Origin of the sequence: Methanobrevibacter sp. (genome assembly GCF_045220775.1) — an archaeon.
In the GTDB taxonomy this organism is placed as follows: Archaea; Methanobacteriota; Methanobacteria; order Methanobacteriales; family Methanobacteriaceae; genus Methanocatella.
Genome location: NZ_JBGUWC010000125.1, coordinates 1 through 2182 on the forward strand (window position 1 = coordinate 1; position 2182 = coordinate 2182).

Below are 2182 nucleotides of genomic sequence, written 5' to 3' on the forward strand. Positions count from 1 at the left end.
TAAGATACCATTAAAATACCATAGTTAATGGTAATATTATGGTATTATTATGGTAATATAATGGTATTATAATGGTATTATCATCGGACTTTGTTGGGAGGAAGAAGGGAGGATCATAGGCTTTATAGCGACTGAACGCTATATCTTGATGCGTGCGTGTTGGTTTGCTGAATGTTCCTTGTGTTTGTCTGTTTGCTGTTAATGGGTGTTAAAAACAAGGAGGGTGATTATCAAAATGTTGAATAGATTTGCTGAGTATGCAATTTTATTGCTATATTTGCACAAAATTCAAAAGGAATCATAATTCTAACTAAGAGTAGGCGTTAAAATTAACCGTAAAATTTAGAAATGGAGAAAAGAGCTTTTGGTATTGTTGCATTATTGGGCTTGTTCTTAATGTCTTTGTCATCATTGGCTGATAGCAAAGACAAGAATGTGCGTGGTGTGAAGCTGATGGGAAAAGAGCTGAAATATAATGTTTCTGATGTGGGAATCCAAACAAGGTTTCAGGTCGGAAATAAAATAATTGCTTTTGACTTCGACAATTACTATTGCACGGAATTGACGGATACGGAACTTAGAAAACAAGAACTTTTGTCAAAGAGAGGTGAGAACGGACTGTGCTTAAATGCTATTGTTAGGTTTGCGAAAGGACAAGACAACTCCATACTTGCATTGAATGAGACCGAGCGTTTGAAATTGATAGAGATGATAGTCATACCCAATTCGGGTAATCATGCAGATATGGCTAATCCTTTGTTGTGGAAAAGGTATGATTTGTCTCAATTAAAAGATTTCTATAGCCATTCACATTGCTTTGTGTCTTTGCCTAATGATAAGATTTTGATAGCAGGAACGCCGAAAGAAGATGCAAGACATATCCTATCTATCATAGATTACAAAAAACAGGAGATAATCCCTTTGAATTATTGGCCGGAAGATGGTATTGACGTGCCTGATTATGTTAAATGTGTTGTTTATACAAATTATAGTGATCTCTATGCTAATGGGAAAGGACGGTATCTTTATCAAGCTGAAAAAAATAGATATTCATTCATATTCACTATAGATAAAGACTACAATGTTAAAGTAGTAAAGGATTTATACAAAGAATACTCTAATTATACAGTACAGCACGGTGCCCCATTGACGTTGTCACGTAATACGGAGGAGTTGCGCATTGCTACTAATGAGGATAATATATATGTGCTTCTTGTTGATTCTGATCCTGAAGGACGTATATATGGAAAACTGCCACTTGAGGAGTATTCGTTCTTTATTTATGGAAATTCTGTAGAACTATATGACTGGGATGGCAACAAAAAGAATGTTCTTTATCTTGACCATTATGGTCAGCGTATTATGCTGTCGGAGGATGGAAAGAAGCTATTCCTGTTCTCTGATGACAACACTTCCCGTAATCCAAAACAGCCTCACATCTGGGTGTACGACATAGATAATCTTGATGCACAGCCATCGGTAGATGTTGCCGAGATGGAGAAGGCTCGTGAAATCAAGTACAAAAATGATATGGAGTACAGAAGCAAGACAAAGCCTAAGACTGCCCCAAAAGTGGATATTGTAGAAGAAGGTGATATGATGGCTGATTTTGAATTGTACGACTATGATAACAACCCTCATCACCTGAATGAATTCTTGGGAAAAGGGAAATATACTATTTTGGAATTCAGTTCTTTAGGCTGTGGTCCGTGCCAGATGGCAAAACCAACGCTTGAAAAGTTCTATAAGAAATATAAGGATAAGTTTGAAATGATCACTATCTCTGCCGACCGACTTCCAGAGTGGAAAAAGAAACCATTAGGAGAGGTGAGCTGGCACGATTGGAACGACTTTAAGTATGCCCGTGAGATTCTGAAGAAATATGATGTTCCCGGATTTCCTGCCTTTGTCATTATTGATCCTGATGGCAAGGTGCTGAATGAATGCTTCGGCTTCAATTATTTCTTGGAAACCTTGAAATTGTATATTCCTGCTGAAGAAGTTGACAAATTGAAGGATGATTGGGAAAACAGACTTAAATAACGTGAGTTCGACGAATTCTGGTTAGAGTACGAGTATTTGTCGCTGGATTCGCAAAAAAGGCACTTACAAATTCTTGTAAGCACCTTTTGTTATCATAAACGAAATAAAACGAAATTACATCACATCATCTTCGACAATC

At 36.9% G+C, this 2182-nt stretch carries 1 protein-coding gene; it reads left to right on the forward strand.

Features of this window, described 5'->3' with window-relative positions:
- Positions 1–348 precede the first annotated feature (348 nt).
- Complete coding sequence (locus ACJROP_RS08395; RefSeq protein ID WP_406535020.1) at positions 349–2043, forward strand: TlpA family protein disulfide reductase; 1695 nt, start codon at positions 349–351, stop codon at positions 2041–2043.
- Positions 2044–2182 lie beyond the last annotated feature (139 nt).